This window comes from Gordonia sp. 11cp (assembly GCF_057767225.1).
In genome coordinates, this window is record NZ_CM173437.1 from 1,593,095 (window position 1) to 1,612,336 (window position 19,242).

The 19,242-nt window shown below is 68.8% G+C and carries 15 protein-coding genes; 12 read left to right on the top strand and 3 right to left on the bottom strand.

All coding sequences use genetic code 11. The features are described from left to right. Nucleotides 1–20 precede the first annotated feature (20 nt). A complete protein-coding gene (locus AC3B6C_RS06990; protein WP_055476385.1) occupies nucleotides 21–1,436 on the bottom strand; it encodes a CCA tRNA nucleotidyltransferase in 1,416 nt (471 codons plus the stop codon). A 284-nt stretch (nucleotides 1,437–1,720) separates the two neighbouring features. Between AC3B6C_RS06990 and AC3B6C_RS06995 the strand changes: the two genes are divergently transcribed. From AC3B6C_RS06995 to murJ, 3 genes are all read left to right on the top strand, one after another. Continuing rightward, nucleotides 1,721–2,968 carry an NUDIX hydrolase gene (locus AC3B6C_RS06995; RefSeq protein WP_014928714.1) on the top strand — a complete coding sequence of 416 codons (1,248 nt, stop codon included), beginning with the start codon at nucleotides 1,721–1,723 and terminating at the stop codon, nucleotides 2,966–2,968. Continuing rightward, complete coding sequence (locus AC3B6C_RS07000; RefSeq protein WP_488375519.1) at nucleotides 2,859–5,681, top strand: hypothetical protein; 2,823 nt, start codon at nucleotides 2,859–2,861, stop codon at nucleotides 5,679–5,681. Before AC3B6C_RS06995 ends, AC3B6C_RS07000 begins: the two co-directional genes overlap by 110 nt. A gap of 410 nt (nucleotides 5,682–6,091) precedes the next feature. After that, complete coding sequence (gene murJ / locus AC3B6C_RS07005; protein ID WP_488375520.1) at nucleotides 6,092–9,766, top strand: murein biosynthesis integral membrane protein MurJ; 3,675 nt, start codon at nucleotides 6,092–6,094, stop codon at nucleotides 9,764–9,766. Nucleotides 9,767–9,796: 30 nt separating this feature from the next. Here murJ and AC3B6C_RS07010 read toward each other — a convergent pair whose 3' ends face one another. Further along, on the bottom strand, nucleotides 9,797–10,789 hold the full coding sequence (locus tag AC3B6C_RS07010; protein ID WP_488375522.1) for a sterol desaturase family protein: 993 nt from the start codon (nucleotides 10,787–10,789) through the stop codon (nucleotides 9,797–9,799). Between the two features lie 101 nt (nucleotides 10,790–10,890). Here AC3B6C_RS07010 and AC3B6C_RS07015 point away from each other — a divergent pair, with 101 nt between their 5' ends. The 9 genes from AC3B6C_RS07015 (at nucleotide 10,891) to AC3B6C_RS07055 (ending at nucleotide 18,422) form a co-directional block, all read left to right on the top strand. Next, nucleotides 10,891–11,631, top strand: a complete 741-nt coding sequence (locus AC3B6C_RS07015; RefSeq protein WP_488375523.1) for a TetR/AcrR family transcriptional regulator — start codon at nucleotides 10,891–10,893, stop codon at nucleotides 11,629–11,631. A 258-nt stretch (nucleotides 11,632–11,889) separates the two neighbouring features. Then, nucleotides 11,890–12,747 carry an SH3-like domain-containing protein gene (locus AC3B6C_RS07020; protein ID WP_010843073.1) on the top strand — a complete coding sequence of 286 codons (858 nt, stop codon included), beginning with the start codon at nucleotides 11,890–11,892 and terminating at the stop codon, nucleotides 12,745–12,747. Next, on the top strand, nucleotides 12,744–13,460 hold the full coding sequence (gene scnC, locus AC3B6C_RS07025) for a thiocyanate hydrolase subunit gamma (RefSeq protein WP_488375524.1): 717 nt from the start codon (nucleotides 12,744–12,746) through the stop codon (nucleotides 13,458–13,460). Before AC3B6C_RS07020 ends, scnC begins: the two co-directional genes overlap by 4 nt. A gap of 4 nt (nucleotides 13,461–13,464) precedes the next feature. After that, nucleotides 13,465–13,833, top strand: coding sequence for a hypothetical protein (locus tag AC3B6C_RS07030; RefSeq protein WP_014928721.1), 369 nt, complete (start codon nucleotides 13,465–13,467; stop codon nucleotides 13,831–13,833). Between the two features lie 96 nt (nucleotides 13,834–13,929). Continuing rightward, entirely contained in the window at nucleotides 13,930–14,496 is a 567-nt protein-coding gene (sigM, locus tag AC3B6C_RS07035; protein ID WP_010843070.1) for an RNA polymerase sigma factor SigM, read from the top strand. A 147-nt stretch (nucleotides 14,497–14,643) separates the two neighbouring features. Next, nucleotides 14,644–15,417, top strand: coding sequence for a hypothetical protein (locus tag AC3B6C_RS07040; RefSeq protein WP_488375525.1), 774 nt, complete (start codon nucleotides 14,644–14,646; stop codon nucleotides 15,415–15,417). Nucleotides 15,418–15,558: 141 nt separating this feature from the next. Then, nucleotides 15,559–16,575: a thioredoxin-disulfide reductase gene (gene trxB, locus AC3B6C_RS07045; protein WP_010843068.1), complete on the top strand. Its 1,017-nt coding sequence runs from the start codon at nucleotides 15,559–15,561 to the stop codon at nucleotides 16,573–16,575. 59 nt (nucleotides 16,576–16,634) lie between these two features. Then, the gene (gene trxA, locus AC3B6C_RS07050) at nucleotides 16,635–16,973 is read left to right on the top strand and encodes a thioredoxin (RefSeq protein WP_010843067.1); all 339 of its coding nucleotides are present in this window, start codon (nucleotides 16,635–16,637) and stop codon (nucleotides 16,971–16,973) included. A gap of 270 nt (nucleotides 16,974–17,243) precedes the next feature. Continuing rightward, nucleotides 17,244–18,422, top strand: a complete 1,179-nt coding sequence (locus AC3B6C_RS07055; protein WP_488375527.1) for an N-acetylmuramoyl-L-alanine amidase — start codon at nucleotides 17,244–17,246, stop codon at nucleotides 18,420–18,422. Here the strand turns inward: AC3B6C_RS07055 and AC3B6C_RS07060 are convergent. Further along, nucleotides 18,367–19,230 (bottom strand): hypothetical protein, encoded by an 864-nt coding sequence (locus AC3B6C_RS07060; protein ID WP_488375529.1) that lies wholly within the window; start codon nucleotides 19,228–19,230, stop codon nucleotides 18,367–18,369. The two genes, AC3B6C_RS07055 and AC3B6C_RS07060, sit on opposite strands and share 56 nt — an antisense overlap. Nucleotides 19,231–19,242 lie beyond the last annotated feature (12 nt).

Sequence of the window (19,242 nt, forward strand, 5' to 3'; positions counted from 1 at the left end):
CCACCGTCGGCACGGACTGGTCAGTTCCCGCCGCGGGCCGCCCACCATTCCCGCAGGGCGTCCTCCGCCTCGTCGCGGCTCAGGGGGCCGCGGTCGAGTCGAAGTTCCTTGAGGTGACGCCACGCCTGGCCGACGATCGGGCCGGGCGGCACGCCGAGGAGTTCCATGATGGCGTTGCCGTCGAGGTCGGGTCGGACCTTCTCGAGGTTCTCGGCCGCCTGCAGGGCGGCGATCCGCTGCTCGAGATCGTCGTAGTTCTGCTGCAGTCGCCGGGCGCGCCGCTTGTTGCGAGTGGTGCAGTCGGCGCGCACGAGTTTGTTCAGTCTGTCCAGCAGGGGACCGGCATCGGTGACGTACCGACGGACTGCCGAATCGGTCCACGCGCCGTCGCCGTACCCGTGAAACCGCAGGTGCAGGAAGACCAGTTGCGCGACGTCGGCCACCACCGCCTTCGGGTACTTCAGAGTCCGCATCCGTTTGCGCACCATCTTCGCGCCCACCACCTCGTGATGGTGGAAGCTGACGCCGCCCCCCGGTTCGTGGCGGCGCGTCGCGGGTTTGCCGATGTCGTGCAGCAGGGCTGCCCAGCGCAACACCAGGTCCGGATCGCCGTCCTCGAGGTCGATGGCCTGGCGGAGCACGGTCAGCGAATGCTGGTAGACGTCCTTGTGCTGATGGTGCTCGTCGATGGTGAGCTTCATCCCCGGCACCTCGGGCAGCACCCGCTCGGCCAGACCGGTCTCGACCATGGCGTCGATCGCCTCGATCGGGAACTCGCCGCAGATCAGTTTGTCCAGCTCGGTGCGGATGCGTTCGACGGTGATGCGATCGATCTCACCGTTCATCTCGGTGATGGCCTGCCACACCCGCGGAGCGAGCCGGAATCCGAGCTGGGAGACGAACCGAACCGCACGCAGCATCCGGAGCGGGTCGTCGCCGAAGGACTGCTCGGGGGTCGCCGGGGTGTCGATGATCCCCGACAGCAGTGCGGTCAGACCGTCCAGCGGGTCCCGGAAATCCTGGGCCCCCGACGAACCGATCTGCACCGCCATCGCGTTCACGGTGAAGTCGCGTCGGATCAGATCGTCCTCGAGCGAGGTGCCGAAGGTGACTTCGGGATTACGACTGACCTGGTCATACGAGTCCGCCCGGAACGTCGTGATCTCGATCAGGTGATCGCCCTTGCGGACCCCGACCGTGCCGAACTCGATGCCGACGTCCCAGAACGCGTCGGCCCAGCCCCGGAGCAGCTGGGAGACCGCTTCCGGACGCGCGTCGGTCGTGAAGTCGAGGTCGTTGCCGAGACGGCCGAGGACGGCGTCGCGCACCGAGCCGCCGACCAGGTACAGCTCGTGGCCCGCGGTCTCGAACAGTTCGCCGAGGGGCACGAGGACATCGTCGAGTCCGCGCAGCGCGATCGCGGCGGAGGCGAGCAGGCGCGTGCGCCGTTCCGGGTCGCTCGCACCGGTCCGCCCGTCCGAGCGCGCCGTGTCCGATGGGACCGCCCCATTCGGTGAGGGCCCAGACGCCGCCGCCCCGGACGAGGATGTGTCGTTCACGGCTTGTCACCCTACCGTCGTGACCCGCGCCGACGACGCCGCACAGTTCGTCGCCGACCGCTCATACACCTCCGGCGCACCCCCGAGGCGGGATTCCACAACCTACGCGTCCTGGGAGGCGTCCGGACAAACTGCAGGTGACCAGCCGCTAGCATCGTGGAGTGTCCACCGATTCCTCCACCAACCCTTCAGACGTCAGCGGCGTCTCGTCGGGTGCGCACGGCGAGGGCGGCGGACAGGGCGACCAGAACCCCGCCGGCCAGGGCCGCCGTGCCCGGCGCGGCCGTCGACGCCGGGGCCGTCGCAAATCCGAGGCGCGAGGTACCTCGGCGGCGCACACCCCGGCTTCGCACAAGCAGAGCGGTCATCCGCAGTCCTCGAATACACAGCCGAAGAACAAACAGCCGAATCCCGCTCAGGCGGGTTCCCGGCCGGGCCACAAACCGGGTTCGCCCAATCCGGCCTCCGAACCGGCGCCCTCGACGCACCACCCGACACCCAACGACCTCGCACGCGCCCGCGCCTCCGATCCCGCATGCCCGGACCCGGTCGAGGCCGAACCCGTCGACAAACTCCCCGTCGATCCCGACCGCGCGCGGCCCCGTGTCACGCCACCCAAGCCCTCGGACATGGTCGCCGTCAGCGCCAAGCTGACCAAGACCGGCCTGGCCCAGGCGGGTTCGGCTCAGGCCGGCGGCAAGGCGTCGAAGGGACGACGACGCGCGTCGCGAACCGACCGCGGATCCGAGCGTCCCGCCGCCGAGCGCGCGCATTCCGACCGCGCGGGCAACGAGAAGCTCCGGACGGTGCGCGAGACCTCTGCGGGTGGTCTGGTCATCTCCGACCTCGACCTCCCCGTCGATCAGTTGTCGGCTGCGCTCATCGGCCGGGTCGACCGGCGGGGTCGCACCATGTGGTCGTTGCCCAAGGGCCACATCGAGACCGGCGAGACCGCCGAGCAGACCGCGATCCGCGAAGTCGAGGAAGAGACCGGTATCCAGGGCACGGTGGTGGCCCCGCTCGGCAAGATCGACTACTGGTTCGTCAGCGAGGGGCGTCGAATCCACAAGACGGTGCACCACTACCTTCTGCGGTGCATCGGCGGCGAACTCTCCGACGCCGACTACGAGGTGTCCGAGGTGGCCTGGGTGCCGTTGCACGAGCTCCCGCGTCGCCTCACGTACTCTGACGAGCGACGACTCGCCCGGATGGCCCGCGGCGTGATCGCCGAACTCGCCGCCGACCCGACCCGGCTGGCCCAGTCCGAGGCCGAGAGCATTCGCACCGAACCCAACGCCTATGAGAAAGCCGCCGCCGCGCGCAACCAGCGCCGTAACGAGCCGCCGCCCCCGGCTCGTCCTCGTCGGCGCCGACGCCGTCCTCGACGGCCAGCGGCAGGCGATGGCTGACCCGCGCCCGTCCTCCGCCGCACCCCGTTCGTCCCGACCTTTCGCGCTGTCGCGTGCGACGCGGTCCGGCGCGGCCGCGGCACTGGCCGTTGTCCTGGCCGTCCTCGGTCTGACGGTCCTGTCCGGTGCGACGGGACCGGCGTCGGCGGCGCCGGAGACGAGCACCAGCGGGTCCGACACCGGTTCCGACACGTCGGATCAGGAGTCTCCGAGCAGGTTCGCCCGCATCGTGATCGACTCGATGACGCCGAGCATCGTGACCACGACGAGCCGGCCGGTCGTCACCGTCAGCGGCCGCGTCGACAACGTCGGCGACCGGTCCATCACCGACCTCACCATCCGGCTCGAGCGCGGGGACCCGGTCGCGTCCGCCGCCGGACTGCGCACCGATCTGGCCGACGACGATCCGGCGGTCGCGGTGGCCGGTCCGTTCGAGAATCTCTCCGACTCGCTCGCACCTGGCGAGAGCGTCGGGTTCCGCATGTCGATGGCGCTCTCGTCGAGCAACGGTCCCGACGGCCAGGGCCTGGCCATCTCCCGGACCGGTGTGTACCCGATGCAGGTCAACGTCAACGGCACCCCCGAGTACGGCGACACCGCGCAGGTCGCGGGATCACGAATGCTGTTACCGGTCCTGTCCCTGCCGCCCGACGACACCCGGGCCGCCGGGTACGTCGACCCGTCCACGGAGTACTCCGACACCGACCCGGTCACCGGTCTGGGACCGGACGGCTCGGTGTCGGCGAACCTGTCGAGTCCGGCGCGCATGACCATGCTGTGGCCGTTGGCCGCGCCGCCGCAGCTCGCACCCGGTGTGCTCGGCGGCAACACCGAACCGGTCCGGCTGATCAACGAGAACCTGGCGCGATCCGTCGCCGACGGTGGGCGGCTCGACGAGCTGCTGACCTCCCTGCAGAAGGTCGTCGGCGAACCCCCGCCCGCGAAGTCGGATTCGGTCGCGTCGGACGCTCCCCCGTCCGAGACATCGGAGAGCCCGGAACCCGGTGCCCTGCCGGGGTCGGAGAAACTCGCCGACAGCATGTGCCTCGCCATCGATCCCGACCTCCTCGTCACGGTGCGCGCGATGTCACTGGGATATGAGGTGTCCGACAATCCCGCCGACCCCAGGTCGTCGACCCGCCCGGGCAGCGGCGCCGAGGCGGCCGGCCGCTGGCTCGACACCCTGCGCTGGACCGCACAGCGGATGTGCGTGGTGGCGCTGCCGTATGCGCAGGCGGACCTGAACTCGCTGTCCCGGATCGGCAACGCCGGACTCACCGAGGCCGCGCTGCGCTCGCCGGCCGACATCGTCGACACCGTGCTCGGCGTCCGGAGCGTCCGCGGTCTGTCGATACCGGCCCTCGGCGCCATCGACTCCGACGGCGCGGCGACGCTGACCGCCGCACAGCTCGCCGCGACCGCGGTGTCGTCGAACTCCGTCGCGCCGACCGGTCGCCGCGACGACGCCGGCCGCTACCGGATCGGTGAACTCGCGGCGCAGACCTACGACGCACCCGTCACGGCGTCCTTCGCGGCCATCGGTACCGCACCGTCCACCCCCGCGCTGACGCCACCCGATCAGCGAGTCGACCTGTCCGACGAGTCCGAGGGGAGCCGGCGTCAGAGTGCGATCGGCGCGCTGGCGTATCCGGCGATCGCCGCTCCGGAGTCCGATCCGGCGGGGTCAGATGCCCGGCCGACGCCCCGCGACCCGGTCGTCGGCAGATCGGCGTTTCTCGTGCCGCCGACGTACTGGTCACCGACCGGCGCGGACGCCGAGGCCCTGTTCACCACCGCGCGCCTGCTGCTCGAGTCCGGTGCGGCGACCCCGACACCGCTGGCGACGCTTGTGTCCGAACTCGGGTCCGCGCCCGAGCAGGGACGACTGATCGACCCGCCCGGGGTCGGACCGATCAGTCGCATCGGGTCGGTGCTGACGACCGACGCGACCGCATCGATCCGGCGCAATGTCGAGGACAGCTGGCAGTTCGAGGGCGCCCTGGTGCGCTCGGCGGACGTCGCCGCGACCCCCGAGCGCTACATGTCCCCGCTGCGCGAGGACCAGTTGCGCGCGATCCGCTCGCCGGACGCATGGGGTTCGGCCGTCTACACGCACTTGCGACGGACGCAGACCGAACGCATCGACGCGGTGTCGTCGACCCTGCATCGGATGGCCCAGTCGGTCACGATCCTCGATCCCGGCGGCCGCTACACGCTGGCCTCCGAACGCAGTCCGCTGCTGCTGGTCGTGAAGAACGACCTCGCCCTGCCGGTGCGTGCCCGGATCACCACGTCCGAGCCGGCCGACATCGAGATCGGCGACCTCGGCGTCATCGAGATCCCGGCCCGCGGCACCCGACAGATCCAGCTGCCCACACAGGGGGAGACGTCCGAGGCGATCAGTGTCGAGATCCGGCTGTCGACGGTCACCGGTGTGCCGCTCGGTGAGTCGATCAGTCTGTCCGTGCACACCAACGCCTACGGCAAACCGCTCTTCTACATCACGATTCTCGCCGCGGCAGCGCTCGTCCTGCTCACCGCCCGCCGACTGTGGCATCGTTTCCGCGGCCAGCCCGATCCCGCCGATGCCGATCGGCCCGAACCCGACGAACTCGAGCGGATGCTCGCCGGAAGCGGGTATCAGGAACGACGCCGTACCCTGCAGAGCGAGGGTCGGATGCTTGGCGAGGAACCGGGCGATGACCCCTCATGACCGACATCAGACGACCCGAGGACGGCGGCAGAAGCGACGTGACCTGGAACGATGAGCCGCGCGCGCCGCGGTCGGGGAACCCCGGCCCGGCGCCGCACCAACGTCCCGAGCGCGCCGCACCCCGACGGCTCCCGCCGGACCGGACACCGGGTGACCGGGTTCCCCCGACGAGGATCCCGCCGGGTTCCCCGAACCCGCGATCGACCCCGCCGCGAGCTCCCGACCCGAGGACCGACACGCCGAGAGCCGCCGACCCGCGGTCGGGGAATGCACGACCCGGTCGGCCTGCTCCCTCGGCCGGCCGTCCGCCGACGCCCCGCCCGCCCGCGCCGGCAGCGCCCCCACCGGCGTCGACCCCACCCGCGCCGGCCCGACCCGTCGCGTCACCCGCTCAGGGCCACACGCGGGTCATGACCGCGCCAGCGCCCGACCGGCCGCCGGGCGGCCCGGTGACCAACGTCGCGGCGTCGGACGAGAAGGCGTCGGGTGAGAAGGCGTCGTCGACCGGGCTGGCGCGCGACTCCGACTCGAGCATCCTGCGCACCAGCGGGTCGATCGCCATCGCCACCCTGTTCAGTCGGATCACCGGCTTCCTGCGCACGGTGCTGATCCTCGCGATGCTCGGACCCGCGATCGCGTCGGCGTTTCAGGCCGCCGACGTGCTGCCGAACATGATCGCCGAGGTCGTCCTCGGTGCCGTCCTGACCGCGATCGTCATCCCGCTGCTCGCCCGGGCCGAAGCCGAGGACCCCGATGGCGGGGAGGGGTTCATCAACCGGATCTTCACCATCACCGTCGTCGTCCTCGGGACCGCGACGGTGGTGGCGGTGATCGCGGCGCCGTTGCTGACCTACCTCAATCTGGGAGACGGGCAGGTCAATCGCGAGCTCTCCACCGCGCTGGCCTACCTGCTGCTGCCGGAGATCCTGTTCTACGGACTGTCCGCGCTGTTCATCGCGATCCTCAACCTGCGCGGGCACTTCAAGCCGGGTGCGTGGGCGCCCGTCCTGAACAACGTCGTGCAGATCAGCACGCTCGTGCTCTACGCGGTGGTGCCCGGCGAGATCACACTCAATCCCGTTCGGATGTCGGATCCGCAGCTCCTGGTGCTGGGCATCGGCTGCACGACCGGTGTGGTCCTGCAGGCGCTCATCCTGGTGCCGTTCCTGCGCAAGTCGGGGGTGCGTCTCCGCCTCCAATGGGGCATCGATGCCCGGCTTCGCCAGTTCGGGAACATGGCGGTCGCCATCGTCGCGTACGTCGCGCTTCTCCAGGTCGGCCTGATCGTGACCTACCGGATCGCGTCGTCGGCCGACGCGTCGGGCGTCAGCATCTACTTCACACACTGGCAGTTGCTGCAGCTCCCGTACGGCGTGCTGGGCGTCACAATCCTGACCGCGATCATGCCGAGGCTGTCCCGCAACGCCACCGCGGACGACACCAAGGCCGTCGTCGACGACCTGTCGCTGGCCACCAGGCTCACGATGGTCGCGCTGGTCCCGGTCGTCTCCTTCATGACGTTCTTCGGACCGGCCATCGCCATCGCGGTGTTCAACTTCGGCAAGTTCGACGCGGCGTCCGCGTCGCAGCTGGGCTCGGTGCTGTCCTGGGGCGCGTTCACGCTCATCCCGTACTCGATGACACTCGTCCAGCTCCGCGTTTTCTACGCGCGCGAGGACGCGTGGACCCCGACGTTCATCGCGTTGGGCATCACGGTGGTGAAAGTTGCGTCGTCGTACCTCGGGCCGGTGCTCTTCGACGATCCGGAACTCATCGTGCGATGGCTCGCGCTGTCCAACGGCCTGGGCTATCTCGTCGGTGCCGTCGTCGGTCATTTCCTGCTCCGCAGCCGGCTCCACGGGGCACGGCTCTCCGATGTGGCACGCACGTCCGTCGTCACCCTCGCCGTCTCGATCGGAGTGTCCGCGACGGTGTGGGCCGTCGCGAAACTGACCGGCCTCGACCAGATGATCGGCTGGCTGGGCAAGGTGGGATCCGTTCTCTACCTCGGGCTGACCGCGGCAGTGGTGCTCGCGGTGACCTACGCGGGCCTCGCCGCGGCCCGCGTGCCCGACGTCGTCGCGATCGGCCTCGCGGTACGACGACTCCTCGGCCGGTTCATCCCGTCCCTCGCACCGCCGCCGCAGCCCGAACGTGAACAGTCACCGGCGATCACAGTTCAGTTTCCGCGGGTCACCGGCGACGAATCGCTCCCGTACTCTGGTCAGGTACAGGTGCTGCGCCGCTTCGACAGAGGTACCGCGACGTGGCAGTCGTACTCCGTACACTCCGGTGGCGCCATCGGCGCGACGCGGGATGTGCGTCCCATCCCGGAGCGCGCGCCGGTACCGCGCGACATCAGATACCGCAGGAGAGGAGTCCGTCGCGTGAGTGACAGTGAGATCGACACCACTGCTGCCACCGGGCCGCCCGCCGAGCCCGGAGCAGGCGACGCACCCACTCCGCCGATCCCGACTCCCGCCGTTGCCGATACCGGCACGACCGGTACCACCGACGACTCGTCGAGCCCACGCCGCCGCGGACCCCGCCTCGTCCCCGGCGCGGCGGTCGCCGGCGGTCGATACCGATTGCTGGAGCAACACGGCGGCACCCGCGGACTCCAGTTCTGGCGGGCGCAGGACATCAATCTCGACCGCGAGGTCGCGCTCACCTTCGTCGACGCCGAGCAACTGGCTCCGCCACCCGAACGCGGCCAGGGCGCGAGGATCTCCGACCAGGGACCCCAGGCAGTGCTGTCGCGCACCCTGCGTCTCGGCCAGATCAACTCCGACGGGGTGGCACGCGTCCTCGACGTCGTCCGCGGATCGTCGGGCGGGATCGTCGTCGCCGAGTGGGTGCCGGGGTCGTCGCTGGCCGATGTGGCGAGGTCCGAACCGTCGCCGATCGGGGCCGCTCGTGCGGTGCGTTCGCTCGCGGCGGCCGCCGAGATCGCCCACCGCTCCGGTGGTGCGCTGTCGATCGACCATCCCGATCGCATCCGCATCAGCCACGACGGCAATGCTGTTCTCGCCTTCCCGGGCACCCTCGCCGGTGACGACAAGGCGTCCGACGTGCGCGGACTCGGAGCCGTGCTGTACGCGCTGCTGCTGAACCGCTGGGCCCTCGACCCGGCGAACGGTTCCCGGCTGATCACCACCGCCGACAGCACCGAACCCGTGGGCGGGATTCCGGTCGCGACCCCCGGCGAGGACGGACAACCCGTCGAGCCGCGCGTCGCCAAGCCCGACATCCCGTTCGAGATCTCGGCGGTCGCCGCGCGCGCACTCGACGGATCCCGCGGCATCCGCACCGCTGCCACCGTGCAGCACGTCCTCGATCAGGCCACCGTGGTCGACCTGAACACCGACATGCTGCCGGCGATCACCGACGCCGACGCTCCGCCGCCGGTGACGGTGACACCGCGTCTGGGTGGCGGCGGCGAGAAGCCGCCGCGCCGCAACCTGGCATTGCTGATCGGCGCCGGCCTCCTGGCGCTGTTCATCGTCATCGCGCTGATCGTGGGTGCCACCAACGTCTTCGGGGGCAGCAGCGGGCCGAGCGACATCGACTCGATCCTGACCACCAGCGAACCCGCGCCCACGCCCGGCGCCAACCCGCCACCGACCCCCGCGACACCGGCCGCACCGCAGCCCATCGCGCTGCAATCGGTGTCGGTGGTCGACTTCTCCGCGCAGACGCCGGACAACTCGGCGAACGTGCGCAATGTGATCACCGGCGCCGCGCCGCCGTGGCAGACCGACAACTACCGCGGCCGACCGGATTTCGGCGGACTCAAGCCGGGGCTGGGACTCATGTTCGACCTCGGCACGGAGCGCGCGGTCCGGTCGGTCACCATCGAGAGTCCGACGCCGGGCATCGGTGTCGAGATCCGTACCGCGCCGTCGGCCCGCCCGGCCTTCGCCCGGACCACGACGGTGGCGTCGGGCCAGGTGGACCAGGCGTCGACCACGATTCCGATCGCGCAGGCGCCGACCACCCGATACGTGATGGTCTGGCTCACGAGTCTGCCGAGTTCGGGAAGCGGCTACCAGGCCGAGATCTCTCGCATCACGATGGCGGGCTGACGCGCCGATCGTGGTGCCGCGCGGCCGAACTCAGGCGGCCGGTTCCGCCGTCGTCGAGCCGGTGACGGCCGTCGGGGTCGACGCCGGGGCCGGTGCGTCCGGTCCGACATCGCGGGGCGTCCACCCCGGTGGTCCGAAGACGTAGCCGAGGCGGGCACGCCACGACGACGCGGCGCGGACATCCCGCGCGATCGCCGCATACTCATGCGTCTGCAGTCGGACGATGTTGTAGGTGTCGACGGGTTTGGTCAATCCGTAGCGCGGGCGCCGGACTTCCGGGGCGAACGTGCCGAACATGCGGTCCCACACGATGAAGACGCCGCCGTAGTTGCGGTCGAGGTACTCGGGGTCGCAGCCGTGGTGCACGCGATGGTGCGACGGTGTGTTGAACACGAATTCGAAGGGCGCCCACATGGTTCCGATCCGCTCGGTGTGAATCCAGAACTGGTAGATCAGGTTCAGCGAATAGGCGGCGAACACCAGCGCCGGCGGGACCCCGAGCAGCGGGAGCGGAATCCACATCAGGACCGCAGCACTGATGTTCCATTTCTGCCGGAGGGCCGTCGCGAAGTTGAAGTACTGGCTGGAGTGATGGGCCTGGTGGGTCGCCCACACCAGGCGGACCCGGTGGGAGACGCGATGGCTCCAGTAGAAGAGGAGGTCGACGCCCACGAACGCGATCACCCACGTGTACCACTCGTCCGCCGGGAGTTGCCACGGGGCGACATAGGCGAACAGTGCGGTGTACAGCAGTAGACCGAGGAACTTCCAGAAGGCGCTGGTCACGATCGACACCAGTCCCATCGACACGCTCGACCGCGCGTCCCGGGAGTCGTAGGCGCCCGGCGGCGCCTGCCCGGGTCGTCCGGCGATGTCCGACTCGGCGGCACCGTCCGCGGTCAGCGCGTGCTCGTCGTGCTCCAGTTTGGCCGCGGCGAACCATTCGATGGCGAGCAGAGTGACGAAGAACGGGATCGCGAGCACCGTCGGCTCACGCATCGGCTCCGGCAAGAACTCCAACACGGTGTACCCCTCACGACATCATCTGACACGACTCCATGTCAGTTCATTCTGACAAGGTATCGTGTCAGAAGTAGCGCTGTAAAGAGTCGGAGGGAGATCGCGTGGCGTCCGTGCCGGAGCCGTCCCCGTCGGCGTCGACGCCGCCATTGCCATCGCCGTCGGAGAATTCGCCCGGACGTCGGTATGGCGGGGCCGACCCGACGCAGCGCCGGGAACGTCGTCGCGCCGCTCTGATCGCGGCCGGACTCGACACCTTCGGTACCGACGGGTACGCCAAGGTCTCGGTCAAGGGCATCTGCGACCACGCCGGTCTGACGCAGCGATATTTCTATGAGTCGTTCACCGACCGCGCCGATCTGCTCGTCGCCGTGTACGACGACTGTGTGGCCTTCGTCCGGGCGGCGACCGTACGGTCCGCCGCCGAGATCGCCGACGCCGATCCCGAACTCCTGGGTTCTTCGGAAGGTGTTGCTGCCGAACGTGTTCCGGATGTCGCTCGTGCCGCCCTGGGCGCCTTCATGTCCTGCCTCGCCGACGATCCCCGACGCGCACGGGTGATGCTCGTCGAAGTGGTGGGTGTGTCCCCGGAGATCGAACGTGTCCGTATGCGCGCCATCCACGACTGGGCGGCACTCATCCTGGCGCTGGCCCGTGGTGCGCGACCGCCGTCCGACCGCGAGCGCCTGGCGTCGGTGGGCCTCGTCGGAGCGGTCACCCAGCTGCTCGTCGACTGGTACGTCGCGGGCGCGGGGGAGTCCGACACGCAGCGCTTCGCGCTCGACGAGATCCTCGACGTGTGCGTGGAGCTCTTCGTCGCGGCCTACGGCCGGCTCCTCACCTGACCCTTCGAGGCTCGCTTCGCTCACACCTCAGGGGGCACGGGGCGCTCGCTTCGCTCACACCTCAGGGGGCACGGGGCGCTCGCTTCGCTCACACCTCAGGGAGCACGGGGCGCTCGCTTCGCTCACACCTCAGGGAGCACGGGGGCTCGCCGGGTGCCGCCGGGGTCGGAGAAAACGCCTCGGGATCCTGCTGACTGCGTGTAAATTCTCCCGCAACTGCGCTCGACAATATCGGACATGGCGTCCGGGAGGTGTCCGGTGAGCACTGCCGAAGAACGTGCGAGGCAACTCGATCTCGTTGCGCGACTGAAGTCCTCGTATCCCGAGCTGCCGGATGCGCCGACGCCCGATCTCCTGGATCACAGCCGATTCGTCGCCTACATGAAGCCTGTGCACGACGTCGGCGGTGAGCCCGACGCCCCGATCACCTACGAGGGCAAGGCCTACGAGGAATGGGAGCACATGACCTACGTCATGTGTGAGGTGCTGGCCTGGCGCGGGATCTGGTTGTCCGAGGAGCGGCGTCGAATCGGCAACGTCGACGTCGGTCGCGCCGTCTACCTCGGAATCCCTTACTACGGACGCTGGTTGCTGGCCGTCGCGAGGATTCTCGTCGAGAAACACCACATCGCGCTCGGTGAGCTCAGTGAGCGCATGCTCGACGTCGGACAGCGATACGCCGGGGGGCTCGAGGGCCGGCGCCTCGAAGCCCGGCCCCGCAGCGTGGGCGACGGATCCGACGTTCCCCGGAACACCCATCACCGCCACGCGATCGGGGTCGGCGACCCGCAGATCTATGCCGGACGGGCAGGTGACGCCGCGTTCGCGATCGGCGACCGGGTCCGAGTGCGCGAGCTTCCCGTCCTGCTGTACACGCGCACACCGGAATACGTCCGGGGGGCCATCGGCGAGGTCGCCGCCGTCGCCTACGAGAGCCCCGCGCCCGAGGACGAGACCTGGGGTCTCTCCGATGCCCAACCGGAGTGGTTCTACGTGATCCGGTTCGCCATGGGCGACCTCTGGCACGGCTACACCGGGCCCGCCGACGACACCCTGCAGACCGAGATCCCCGAACGCTGGCTCGAATCGGCCGATGGAGAGGACGAAGACCGATGAGCGACGACCACGGCTCTCATGACCACGACCACGACCGTACGGTCAAGCCGATGGTCGACGAGATCACCGACTTCGAGGTGCTCGAGATCGCGCTGCGTGAGCTCTGCATCGAGAAGGGGCTCTTCACTGCCGAGGAACATCGACGCTTCACCGAGTTCGCCGAGCAGATCGGACCGACGCCCGCCGCGCAACTCGTCGCCCGGGCCTGGCTCGATCCCGAGTTCGAGAAGGTCGCACTCGACGACCCGATGGCGGCCAGCAAGGAGGTCGGTGTCGACTGGCTGGAACCGACCGGATTCGGAACACCCAGTGACTTCACGGCTTTCGAGATCCTGGCCGACACCCCCACCGTGCACCACGTGATCGTGTGCGCGTTGTGCTCGTGCTACCCGCGTCCCATCCTGGGGAACTCACCCGAGTGGTACCGAACCCCGAACTACCGTCGCCGGATGGTGCGATGGCCCCGACAAGTACTGTCGGAGTTCGGACTTCAACTCCCGGATGGAGTCTCGGTGCGCGTGCAGGACTCCAATCAGAAACATCGGTTCATGGTGATGCCGCAGCGCCCCGAGGGTACCGAAGGATGGACCGAGCAGCAGTTGTCGGAGATCATCACCCGCGACTGCCTCATCGGCGTCGCCCTGCCGAAACCGGGCGTCACCACCAACGTCGTCTCCACCATCCGGCCGGCCGTCCACCCGGCGGGGGAGTAGCCACATGACCGACGACGGACACGCCGCTTCCCATCGCCCGCTCGACGAGATCGTCGAGCGCAACCAGGTGTGGCACCGCATGGCGGCGAAATACGGTGTGGAGAACCCGGTTCCGCCATGGAAGACGAGCCTCGACGGACTCTGCGATGCACTCGACCGGGTCGCCGACTCCACGGCGGCGTGCGCGGACACCCCCGGTGCGGTCGAACGACGCGACGACGAGGACCGATTGTCGTCGACGATCTACGCCGACCTGCCCTACCCGGAGAACCAGCTCGTCGCGCTGGCACACACCCTGCTCGACCGGGGTGTCATCGACGAGGGCGAGTTGCGGTCACAGATGGACGCGGTACGTGCGCGCCTGCAGGCCTGACCGGCCGGCCTGAGGAAGAATCCGCATTTCACGGGCATCTGTGCACAGGCGTCGCTCCATCGGATGACCCGATGTCGGCTCCATTACTCTCAGCCCATGCCCGGGGGGAACGACGCGACCGACACGCGTACCGACGAGCAACTCCTGCATGCCCACCTCGCCGGTGACCCACACGCCTTCTCCGATCTGATCAACCGGCACCTCGAGTACCTGTGGTCCGTGGCGTTGCGGACGAGCCAGAATCCCGAGGATGCCGCCGACGCCCTGCAGGACGCCCTGTTCGCCGCCCACCGGACCGCGCATGACTTCCGGTCCGATGCCAAGGTGACGAGCTGGCTCCATCGAATCGTCGTGAATGCCGGGCTCGATCGCATCCGTCGCAACCGGGTTCGCAGGACCGTGCCGCTCCCGGAGTGGGATGTGGCGTCGATCGCCGCCACCACCGACGACATCGCCGCGGTCGACCTGTCGGTGTCGATCGGGCGTGCCCTGCACGTCCTCCCGGAAGGCCAGCGAGCGGCCATCGTCGCCGTCGACATAGAGGGCTACACGGTCGCGGAGGCGGCGACGATCCTGGGGGTCGCCGAGGGCACGATCAAGAGTCGATGCGCGCGTGGCCGTCTCAAGCTCGCGCAGGTCCTCGGCCATCTGCGTGACGGTTGACCGGTCCCACCGGACGACGTCGACCGCGATCCGGCCGATCGCGATCACGGGGGAACCGAATCGGGGCGGCACGCGTCCAAGTATCCGACGCCGACCCGACGCGAACACCACGAACGCCCGCGACCCCTGGAATGGAAGACTGACACCATGACCCCTCGGGGACCCGATGACCACGAGACGAGTGATCTGCCCGATCCGCCGTACTCGGCGGACATCCTAGCCGACCTCCACGCCGGTGCGCTGCCCGACCACGTGGCGGCCCACATTCGTTCCCAGATCGCGGATGACCCTGCTGCGCAATCGATCCTGGCCGCCCTGGACCGCACCGCCCTCGACCTGCGCGCCGCCGGACCGGCGCCGGCTCCCGTTCCCGACAACGTGCGTGACGACGTCGCGGCCGCTCTCGCCGCGCTGGGACGAGAGGCACCCTCACCGGTCGACCTGGCCGCCGCACGCCGCGGGCGCCGGAGCGTCGATCCGTCCGCACGCAGCCACCGCCGAACGGCCACCCGCATGCTCGTGGCCGCCGCCGCGGTCGTCGTCGTGGCGGCCGGGTCCCTCGGAGTCCTGCGGCTGGTCTCGGATTCCGACGCGACTCCCGACCGGACACCTCGAGCACAGTCGTCGTCGGCCCCGGCCGGGAGCGGGCCCGCCGACGTCGCGGTCGCACTCGCGGTTCTCGGCCGGACCGATGGCGCACCATTCGGGTCCGTCGAGGCGCTCCGCCGCTGTACCGCCGCCCATCGTGTCTCGGCCGATGTCGTGATCGTGGGTTCCGGCCGCATCCTCGTCGACGGTTCCGGGGCCGCGGCGATCCTCCTCTCGACCGGCATCGCGGGACGTTTCGACGCACTGATCGTCGGCCTCGACTGTGACCTCGGAAACCCGGCGCTGATCTCGCGCGGCATCGTCGGCGGGTGACCGATGCGTCCACACGCTGGGGGCGGACCGGCCGGGGTACGTAGCGCGTCCCTGGGAACATCTCCGCTTACCCTGGTGTTGAAGCAGCCGTGACCCGCCTCGACTGGGCGGGTCTCGCTCAACCCACAGCACGGAGGACAAGTGAGCCAGCCAGAGACCCAGCAGATCCACGAGTTGATCATCATCGGATCTGGTCCTGCCGGGTACACCGCAGCGATCTACGCCGCGCGCGCCGAGCTATCTCCCATCGTCTTCGAGGGCACCCAGTTCGGCGGCGCCTTGATGACGACCACCGAGGTGGAGAACTTCCCCGGGTTCCAGACCGGTATCCAGGGTCCCGCATTGATGGACGAGATGCGCGAACAGGCGATCCGTTTCGGCGCCGACCTGCGCATGGAGGACGTGGACACCGTTCGGCTGACCGGCCGGATCAAGGAGGTCGAGGTCGGCGGCGAGGTCTACCGGGCCCGCGCGATCATCCTCGCCATGGGTGCCGCGGCACGCTACCTCGGCGTCGAGGGGGAGCAGCAACTCCTCGGGCGCGGAGTGTCGGCGTGTGCGACCTGTGACGGATTCTTCTTCAAAGACCAGGACATCGCCGTCATCGGCGGTGGCGACTCGGCGATGGAAGAGGCCACCTTCCTCACCAAGTTCGCGCGAAGCGTCACCCTGGTCCACCGCCGCGACGAGTTCCGGGCATCGAAGATCATGCTCGAGCGCGCACGCGCCAACGACAAGATCCGCTTCGTCACCAACGCCGCCGTCCACTCCGTCGTCGGCGACGGGTCGGTGTCCGGCCTGAAGGTCGAGGACACGCGGACCGGCGAGGTCAGCACTCTCGACGTGACCGGCATGTTCGTCGCGATCGGCCACGATCCGCGCAGCGAGCTGGTCCGCGGGCAGGTCGATCTGGATCCCGAGGGCTACGTCCTGGTTCAGGGACGTACGACGCTCACCTCCCTGCCCGGCGTGTTCGCCGCGGGCGACCTCGTCGACCACACGTACCGCCAGGCCATCACCGCCGCGGGCAGCGGATGTTCGGCCGCCATCGACGCAGAGCGCTGGCTGGCCGAGCAGGGTGAAGCGGCCGACCTCACCGTCGACGATGCCGAAGCGGCCGCCGTTTCCGAGATCGACGCAGTTCAGGCACACGCCTGAGCCGTCACACCACATTCCACCCGGGCATCACAGCCCGGTTCGACCAAGGAGGTCACATCATGGGTGCAAACACCGTTGCAGTCACCGACACCACGTTCAAGGACGCCGTTCTGGGCGCCGACAAGCCGGTCCTGGTGGACTTCTGGGCCACCTGGTGCGGACCGTGCCGCATGGTCGCTCCGGTCCTCGAGGAGATCGCGCGTGACCACGCCGACAAACTGACCGTCGCCAAGCTCGATGTCGACGAGAGCCCGTCGACCGCGCGTGATTTCCAGATCATGTCGATACCGACCATGATCCTGTTCGACAAGGGTCAGCCGGTGAAGACGATCGTCGGCGCCAAGGGCAAGGCCGCCCTGCTCCGAGAGCTGGATTCGATCGTCGGCCAGTCGGCCTGACGACCTGCCGTTATCTCCATATCGTCGCGACAGTCCGACGGGTGAACGACGCTGCCGTTCCACCCGCGGACTGTTCGCGTTGGTAGTGTCGGCCGTGGTCTCGACGGGAGACCCCTGTGCTCTGAGCCGGGACGATCCGACCACGGGCAGTTTGGTGTAGTGAAGTCCAGCTGCGAGAATGCAGGCTGACGTTTGACCGGTGTACCGCTTCGCGTACATCGCACATCGCGCAGAACCGCACCTGCCGCGATTCGTACGAGGGGTGACGAGATGCCAGTGTTCCGACTTGGTGATCACGGCTCGGCGGTAGCCGAGATCCGCGCCATCTTGGTCGGACGCGGACTGTTGCCCGCCGACGGAACCTCGAGCGCCACAAACGGCAGTACGACGAACGGGTGGAATCCGCCCGACGCCGTCTTCGACGAAGCCTGTGACCGGGCAGTCCGGGCATTCCAGCAGGAACGCGGCCTGCTCGTCGACGGCATCGTCGGGCCGGCGACCTACCGGGTTCTGCGTGAGGCGTCCTACCGTCTCGGAGCCCGTGTGCTGTCGTATCAGCTGTCGGCGCCCATGGTCGGCGACGACGTCGCCACCCTGCAGAGCCGGCTGCAGAATCTCGGCTACTTCACCTCCCTCGTCGACGGCGTCTTCGGGCTGACGACGCACAACGCCGTGTGCCTGTACCAGAGCGAGTACGGTCTCGCCTCCGACGGGATCTGCGGCCCGGCCACGCTGCGCTCGCTCGAGCGTCTCGGTACGCGAGTGACCGGCGGTTCTCCCTACGCCATCCGCGAGGAAGAGCATGTCCGACGATCCGGTCCCCAGTTGTCCGGCAAGCGGATTCTCATCGACCCCGGATCCGGCGGACTTCACGCGCTGTCGACCGATGAGGTCGCCGACCGCGAGTCCGAACTGCTCTGGGACCTGGGTGCTCGCCTCGAAGGTCGCATGGCCGCCACGGGGATGCAGACGTTCCTCTCCCACGACGGGCGTGGACGTCCCGGAGACGACGAGCGTGCTCGTGTCGCCAACCTGATGGACGCCGACCTGATGATCTCGTTGCGGTGTGGGCACTACCGGAATCCGCGCGCCAACGGCGTCGCGTCGTTCTACTTCGGCAACAACAACTCGTATTCGACGATCGGCCGTAACCTCGCCGGCTTCATCCAGCGCGAGATAGCGGCGCGGACACCGTTGACGGACTGCCGAACCCACGAGCGCACCTGGGACCTCCTGCGACTCACGAAGATGCCCGTCGCCCTCATCGACATCGGATACATCACCAACCCCGACGACGCTGCGGTGCTTGGGGATTCAAACTGGCGCAACGTGATCGCCGACGCCATCGTCGTCGCCGTGAAACGTCTGTACCTGCTCGACCAGGACGATCGTCCTACGGGCACCTACACTTTCGCAGATCTGCTGGCAGCGGAGAACGGCGCTCGCTGATCGGACGCGGCCCGGTTCCCACCGGGACCGCCGTCTGCTGCCGGCCGGCCAGATCGATCTGGGCCATGACCACCAGCTTCTGCAGCGCACTCTCGACTTCGAACTTCCATCCGAGACCCTCGTCGAGCTCGAGCCGGAAACGCGGGAACCGCTGGTGCGACGACACGACGTCGAATCCGGAGTCCTTCAGAAACGACGCATCGTTCATACAGGACGTGCAGAGATCGGATTGCGGGTCGTCGAGGATCTCGCGCGTGACTTCGGCGATGGCCTCATCCGACCAGAACTCGACCTCATCGGCCAGTCCTGCCGCACCGCGGACTGATTTGAACAGGTCGGTGCCCGTCCCGTTCCGCACCAGTCCGAATGATTCGACCGCACGGACACCGCGTCGGATGAGATCGCCCAGTACCGCGTCCAGCAGGATCGTGGCCACCTCGTCGTAACCGGGCTCGGTACGGATGCTGGTGAGCAGCACTGCGTCGTGACTCACCGGCGAGGTGGGGAAGTGCTGTGATCGAGGAACTCGATTCGGAGGTGCGTAGAACGCTGTGCCGACGACACTGTTCGTACCGGACTCGATCGCAACCTGACCGCAGGCACCCCAGTCGAGGAGCAGACCCGAGATCCACGCCTCCTTGTCGAACTCGCTCTCGTACGGCTCGAAGTCGCTGAAGCCCGCCGCCGTCATTCCTGCGGCACGATTGGTCTCGGTCGCCGGCTCGACTTCCCAGAAGACACATTTGCGAGTGTGCTGGGGGAGTGAGGCGAAAGATTCCAGATCCAAGCGGGTGACGGACACACTCATGTCAGCGCACTC

Excerpts from the sequence above, each read along its gene's own strand:
- AC3B6C_RS07040 (WP_488375525.1), top strand. The coding sequence starts at position 14,644 with ATGACCCCTCGGGGACCCGATGACCACGAGACGAGTGATCTGCCCGAT.
- trxA (WP_010843067.1), top strand. The coding sequence starts at position 16,635 with ATGGGTGCAAACACCGTTGCAGTCACCGACACCACGTTCAAGGACGCC.
- AC3B6C_RS07060 (WP_488375529.1), bottom strand. The coding sequence starts at position 19,230 with ATGAGTGTGTCCGTCACCCGCTTGGATCTGGAATCTTTCGCCTCACTC.
- AC3B6C_RS07030 (WP_014928721.1), top strand. The coding sequence starts at position 13,465 with ATGACCGACGACGGACACGCCGCTTCCCATCGCCCGCTCGACGAGATC.
- scnC (WP_488375524.1), top strand. The coding sequence starts at position 12,744 with ATGAGCGACGACCACGGCTCTCATGACCACGACCACGACCGTACGGTC.
- AC3B6C_RS07055 (WP_488375527.1), top strand. The coding sequence starts at position 17,244 with ATGCCAGTGTTCCGACTTGGTGATCACGGCTCGGCGGTAGCCGAGATC.
- murJ (WP_488375520.1), top strand. The coding sequence starts at position 6,092 with ATGACCGCGCCAGCGCCCGACCGGCCGCCGGGCGGCCCGGTGACCAAC.
- AC3B6C_RS07000 (WP_488375519.1), top strand. The coding sequence starts at position 2,859 with ATGAGAAAGCCGCCGCCGCGCGCAACCAGCGCCGTAACGAGCCGCCGC.
- sigM (WP_010843070.1), top strand. The coding sequence starts at position 13,930 with ATGCCCGGGGGGAACGACGCGACCGACACGCGTACCGACGAGCAACTC.